Here is a 6306-nt window from a genome sequence, read left to right as displayed (position 1 = left end):
CGCCGCCTGCGACGCGGTGTGCCGGATCATGGCGGGAGGGCATGTGCCCTCGCTGCTGGAGCTCATGGACCGTACGACGGTGAAGGCCGTCAACGACCTCGCCCACATGGGCCTGCCCGAGACCACCGAGGCCCTGCTGCTGGCCGCCTTCGACACGCCCGACCCGACCGCCGACCTCGCGGCCGTGGGCGCCCTGTGCGAGGCGGCCGGCGCCACCCAGGTCGTCCCCGCCGACGACGCGGCCGAGTCGGAGATGCTGCTCCAGGCCCGCCGGCTCTCGCTCACGGCGCTCGAGGCGGTCAAGGGCACGACGATGATCGACGACGTGTGCGTGCCCCGCTCCCGGCTCGGCGAGATGCTCGACGGCATCGAACAGATCGCCGAGAAGTACCAGCTCACCATCGGTGTCTGCGCACACGCCGGCGACGGCAACACGCACCCCACGGTCTGCTTCGACGCCGGCGACGCCGACGAGTCGCGGCGGGCCCGCGAGTCCTTCGACGAGATCATGGCCCTCGGCCTGCGGCTCGGCGGCACGATCACCGGCGAGCACGGCGTGGGCGTGCTGAAGAAGGAGTGGCTGGCCCGCGAGATCGGCCCGGTGGGCGTGGAGATGCAGCGGGCGGTCAAACAGGTCTTCGACCCGCTGGGCATCCTCAACCCCGGCAAGCTGTTCTGAGCCCGGAGCCCCGGCGGGGGCCCAGCCGTCACGGCGCGAGCAGTCCGTCGAGCGCGTCGTCGATGCCGAGCCGGCCGCCCTCGCTGCCCGGCGGCACCACGCGCAGCGTCCGCTCCAGCCAGGCCGACACCGGCGCGGCCGGCGCCTCCAGCAGGGCCTCGCCGGTCGGGGAGGCCAGCGCCATCAGCACCACGCCGCGCTCCCCGCTCCGCGAGGGCCACACCCGTACGTCGCCCTGCCCGCAGGGCCGGAACACCCCCTCCACGAGCAGTTCACGGGCGAAGGTCCAGTGCACGGGCCGGTCGCAGTCCACGTGGAAGGTGATGTGGACGGCGTAGGGGTCGTCGGTGCGGTACTCGAGCCGGGCCGGTACGGGGATGGCCCGCTCGGGTGACAGGACCAGTCGGAGTTCCAGCTCCCGCTCCACCACGGTGTGCCGCATGTTCCCGTGTCCTCTCTGTCGCGTCCGGCGTGCGTGTCCGCCGGGTCCCACGGGCCCGGAAGCGGGCTCGTGGAAGGGGAGAGGAGGGCCTGCGGCGGGCATTACGCGGTTCCGCCGAACTTTTTCCGTCTCGGCTTCCGCGGTTGTGAAGCGGATGTACGAGGTTGCCCGGAAAGGAGTGGGTCCGGCCGGACTGGCGGTGCCGCCCCCGCGGGTCTGATAGATGTTGAGGCCCCCAGACGACCCCAAGCAGATACGGGACGACGGACATGAGCGCCCCAACCCCGGCACCCGGTGACGACAGGCCCCGCGAGGGGTACTACCCGGACCCGTCCATCCCCGGATACGTCCGGTACTGGAACGGCGCCTCCTGGGTGCCGGGCACCAGCAGGCCGGCGCCGGGCGACGGCGAGCCGCTCAGCCCGCCGCCCGGAGTGCGGCCCGCGCAGCCCGTGACCCCTGCGGCGGTCGAGGAGACCGGCCCGCACTTCTTCGACGAGGACCCCGTCGACGGCGGCGGCCTGGACCCGGACCCGGCGGGCGCCGCGTCGGCGCAGCACGGCAGCCGTCCCGAACCCGCCTCCGCCTGGGGCGCCGACCGCTCCCTCCAGTCCGGCTTCGGCGGCGACCAGGACCGCCGGGTCTCGTGGGGCGGCGGGGCCGCGGGAGCCGACCCCAGGGCCGCCCTCGCCGCGGGGCCGGGCACGGGCGCCGGCGCGCGTTCCGCCGAGGGCGCCTTCCCCGCGCCCGGGATCCCGTCGCCGGGCGGACCCGCCGACGACGAGGGCACGATGACCTTCCGCGCGGCGAGCGTGCCCGCCCAGGGCGGCGCGGCGCTGTCCGGTCCGCAGCACTCGGCGGGCGCGCCGGGTTTCGCGGCGGGCAAGGCGGCCGCCGAACGCGCGGCGACGAACCAGGCACAGTCCCCGGCCCAGGCCCAGGCCCAGGCCCAGTCCCAGGCGCAGTCCCCGGCCCAATCCCCGTCTCCGGCCCCGGCCCCGGCCAAGCCCGCGCAGCAGCAGGCCCAGCCCGCACAACAGCAGCCGGTACCGCAGCAGCCCGTACAGCAACAGGCCCACGCGCAGCCCGTCCAGCCCGCCCCGCACGGCGCTCCCGCCCCCGCTTCCGCCGCGCCGGTCACCAGTGGTCCCGGCGGCGGGCAGTCCTCCTGGGCCCAGCAGGTGCACCAGCTCGCCGGGGCCGGCGAGGACCAGCCGGTGGTGCCGTGGAAGCCGCCGGTGGAGGACCAGCCGGTGGTGCCGTGGAAGCCGCCGGTGGAGGACCCGTTCCAGGCGGTCGCGCGGCGGCAGGCGGCGGCCCGGCCGGCCGGTCTGGGCCGGCGGCTGGCCGCCCGGCTCGTCGACTCGCTCGTCCTCGCGGGCGTCACGGCCGTGGCCGCGGTGCCGCTCGGCGTCCGGGCGGTCGACCACGTCCAGGCCAAGATCGACGCGGCCAGGCTCTCCGGCCGCACCGTCACCGTCTGGCTCCTGGACGGCACGACCGCCGGGTACCTGGGCGTCGTCGTCGCCGTGATCCTGCTCTTCGGCGTCCTCTACGAGGCGCTGCCCACCGCCAAGTGGGGCCGCACCCTGGGCAAGAAGCTCTGCGGGCTCCAGGTGCGCGACATCGAGGCGCACGAGCCCCCGGGCTTCGGCGCGGCCCTGCGCCGCTGGCTCGTCTACAGCGTTCCCGGGCTGCTCGGCATCGGCATCCTGGGTGTCCTGTGGTGTCTGTTCGACCGGCCCTGGCACCAGTGCTGGCACGACAAGGCGGCGCACACCTTCGTGGCCGGCTGACGGTCCCGCCGGTGTCATCCGTCCGGCCGCTCGCCGGATGCGGCCGGACCGGCTCCGCGATGCACTCGCCCCATGAGCACCGAACCGCCCCCCGGCTCAGAACCGCCCCACGGCTCCGGACCGCCGCCCCCGCCCCCCGGTGACCAGCCACCACCGGCCGGCGGCAACCCGTACGGCGGGAGTCCGTACGGGGGCGAGGGCCCGTACGGCGGCGGGAGTCCGTACGGAGGCGGCGGCCCTTACGGCGGAGGCGGTCCGTACGGCGGTGGCGCCTACCCCGGCGACCCGCTCGCCGGCATGCCCCCGCTCGCCGACAGCGGCAGGCGCACCCTGGCCCGGATCATCGACCTGATCCTGGTCGGCATCGTCGTCGGCCTGCTCACCTGGGTCTTCCAGGTCAACGAGTACGCGATGAACGCCGACCGGGTGGAGGTGGGCAGGTCCATCGGGCAGTCGGTCGTCGGCGTGGTGCTCTACATGGCGTACGACACCTTCATGATCGCCAGATCGGGGCAGACCCTGGGCAAGAAGTGGCTGGGGATGCGGGTTGCCAACCTGTCCGACGGCTCGAACCCGTCCGCCACGACCGCGCTGGGGCGCGCGGCGGTGCTCTGGATCCCCTTCTGGTTCTGCTGCGCCTGCATCTGGCTGGCGATCTCCGGGGGTTGGAGCTACTTCGACCGCCCCTACAAGCAGGGCCTGCACGACAAGGCGGCCAAGACGGTGGTGGTCAGCACCGGTTGACGCCCGAGCCGGTCCGCGCCCGGCGGCTCAGGAGGCGGCCCGCTCCCGCACCGGCTCCGCACCGGCCGTGACGGGCCGGCGCCGTGCGGATGCCGTCTGCGGCGCGACGGCCGCAGGAGCGGGGCCGGGCGCGGTGGCCGGTGCGGCAGGGGCGGACGCGGCCGGCGTGGCGGCACGGCCCGGCGTCACCGCGCGTGGCTTCGGCAGCGGCACGGTCATGGCGACCAGCAGCCCCAGCGCGAGCGCAGCGAGGGCGATGACCGCGATCCCGAGGCCCGAACTCGTCTGTGACAGCAGCAGCATGGCGAGCGTCGAGAAGATCACGGTGCAGGAACCGTAGGCGAGCTGTGCGGCGGTCGGACGAGGCATGGCAATCGTGTCCTCGGAAGATCTCGGGGTGCGACGGGGGTGACGGCCTGGCTTTCCGCCGACTTCCGGGCGTTCCGCCAATCGACTCTAATGGCCTGCATGCCCGAGCGGAACGCCTGGTAAGCGTGACCTAACCCACGGTGCCGATGCACAGGGGGCGCACGGAGTCATGGCGTCCACCAAGTGGACGTCCCGCGCGCCCGTGTCACGCGTCCGTAAAGCGGACACCTGCTCCGCATAGTGCACTTGAACTGTCCAAGTCAAGGTCTGTCTTTTCTCGTAAACCTCTAGTCAAATGTCGTCACTTGACTACACGCGTTGCTCGCGCGCGGACTTTCGCATGCCCGAATACCCCCCTTCCGCGCCAGGGGCACGCGTCAGGGGAGGACATCAAGTGACAACTAGACCCTGGACGTTCAGAACGGCCGCGATCGGTGTCGCGCTCGCGGCGGCCACCGCCACGTTCTCGACGTTCGCCGTCGCGGAGGCCGCCACCACGGGCGCCTCCGCCTCCGCGAACCGGCACGACCCGCAGCCGGTCAAGATGGAGAAGCACGACCTCGACGGCCCGCTGAGCAAGACCCAGGACGCCCAGCGCCAGGAGGCCCTCAACCAGCTCATCGCCGGCAAGACCAAGGTCCAGGACCGCCACGGCTCCAAGGTCGTCCAGCTCAAGGGCAAGAAGGGCGACACCAAGTACGTCGAGCTGGGCCGGGAGAAGACCGACAAGATCTTCACCATCCTGGTCGAGTTCGGCGACAAGACGGACCCGAAGTACGGCGGCACCGCCGGCCCCCTGCACAACCGGATAGCCGCGCCGGACCGCAAGCAGGACAACTCCACGGCCTGGCAGAAGGACTACAACCAGAAGCACTTCCAGGACCTCTACTTCGGCACCGGCAAGAAGACCGAGTCGGTGAAGAAGTACTACGAGAAGCAGTCCTCGGGCCGCTACTCGGTCGACGGCGAGGTCTCGGACTGGGTCAAGGTCCCCTACAACGAGGCCCGTTACGGCTCCAACTACTGCGGCTCCACCAACTGCCCCAGCGTGTGGAACGTCGTCAAGGACGGCGTCACCGCCTGGGTCGCCCAGCAGAAGGCGGCCGGCAAGTCCGACGCCGACATCAAGGCGGACCTGGCCAAGTACGACCAGTGGGACCGCTACGACTACGACGGCGACGGCAACTTCAACGAGCCGGACGGCTACATCGACCACTTCCAGATCGTGCACGCCGGTGAGGACGAGTCCGCGGGCGGCGGCGTCCAGGGCACCGACGCGATCTGGGCGCACCGCTGGTACGCCTTCGGCACCGACGCCGGCGCCACCGGCCCGGACAACAACAAGCTCGGCGGCGCGCAGATCGGTGACTCCGGCATCTGGGTCGGCGACTACACCATCCAGCCGGAGAACGGCGGACTCGGCGTCTACGCCCACGAGTACGGCCACGACCTCGGTCTGCCGGACGAGTACGACACGGCGGGCGGCGAGAACTCCACCGGCTTCTGGACGCTGATGTCCTCCGGTTCCTGGCTCGGCCGCGGCAAGGACGCCATCGGCGACCTGCCCGGCGACATGAACGCCTGGGACAAGCTCCAGCTGGGCTGGCTGAACTACGACACCGCCAAGGCGGGCGTGAAGTCCTGGCACAAGCTGGGCGTCGCCGAGTACAACACCAAGTACCGGCAGGCCACGGTGGTCTCGCTGCCCGACAAGGCGGTCACCACCCAGGTCGTGAACCCGGCGCAGGGCGCCACCCAGTGGTGGAGCGGCAGCGGTGACAACCTCAAGAACACGCTGACCCGTTCCGTCGACCTCACCGGCAAGAAGTCGGCCACCCTCTCGCTCGACGGCTGGTACGACATCGAGGCCAACTACGACTACCTCTACACCGAGGTCTCGACCGACGGCGGCGCCAACTGGACCGCCGTGGACGGCACGGTGGACGGCCAGGCCATCCCGCGCGACGGCAGCGACAAGCCGGCGCTCACCGGTTCGGTCGACGCCTACAAGAAGCTGTCGTACAACCTCGACGCCTACGCGGGTCAGAAGATCCAGCTCCGCTTCCGCTACCAGACGGACGGCGGTGTGGCGCTCAAGGGCTTCGCGGCCGACGAGATCACGCTGACCGCGGACGGTTCGCCGCTGTTCTCCGACAACGCCGAGAGCGCCGACGCGGCCTGGACGGCGAGCGGCTTCTCGCGCATCGGCGCGTCCTTCACCAAGGACTACAAGCAGTACTACATCGCCGAGAACCGTCAGTACGTCTCGTACGACA

6 protein-coding genes are annotated in these 6306 nt (G+C 71.9%); 4 read left to right on the top strand and 2 right to left on the bottom strand.

Features of this window, described 5'->3' with window-relative positions:
* On the top strand, positions 1-679 hold a 679-nt coding region (locus IE249_RS37580; RefSeq protein WP_308434362.1), incomplete at its 5' end, for an FAD-linked oxidase C-terminal domain-containing protein.
* Positions 680-707: 28 nt separating this feature from the next.
* On the opposite strand, the gene IE249_RS17335 is transcribed toward IE249_RS37580, so the two are convergent.
* Positions 708-1121, bottom strand: a complete 414-nt coding sequence (locus IE249_RS17335; protein WP_189705711.1) for an SsgA family sporulation/cell division regulator — start codon at positions 1119-1121, stop codon at positions 708-710.
* Between the two features lie 269 nt (positions 1122-1390).
* On the opposite strand from IE249_RS17335, the gene IE249_RS17330 reads away from it, so the two are divergent.
* Positions 1391-2917 (top strand): RDD family protein, encoded by a 1527-nt coding sequence (locus tag IE249_RS17330; RefSeq protein ID WP_189705710.1) that lies wholly within the window; start codon positions 1391-1393, stop codon positions 2915-2917.
* 72 nt (positions 2918-2989) lie between these two features.
* Positions 2990-3661: an RDD family protein gene (locus tag IE249_RS17325; RefSeq protein ID WP_189705709.1), complete on the top strand. Its 672-nt coding sequence runs from the start codon at positions 2990-2992 to the stop codon at positions 3659-3661.
* Between the two features lie 27 nt (positions 3662-3688).
* Here IE249_RS17325 and IE249_RS17320 read toward each other — a convergent pair whose 3' ends face one another.
* The gene (locus tag IE249_RS17320) at positions 3689-4030 is read right to left on the bottom strand and encodes a hypothetical protein (RefSeq protein ID WP_189705708.1); all 342 of its coding nucleotides are present in this window, start codon (positions 4028-4030) and stop codon (positions 3689-3691) included.
* A 394-nt stretch (positions 4031-4424) separates the two neighbouring features.
* Here IE249_RS17320 and IE249_RS17315 point away from each other — a divergent pair.
* Positions 4425-6306 (top strand): immune inhibitor A domain-containing protein (locus IE249_RS17315; protein WP_229858707.1); only part of this gene is annotated, 1882 nt, incomplete at its 3' end.

This window comes from Streptomyces anandii JCM 4720 (genome assembly GCF_014650655.1).
Lineage (GTDB): Bacteria > Actinomycetota > Actinomycetes > Streptomycetales > Streptomycetaceae > Streptomyces > Streptomyces anandii.
The sequence above is the reverse complement of the archived record's forward strand: the minus strand, read 5'-3'. Positions and strand labels throughout refer to the sequence as shown.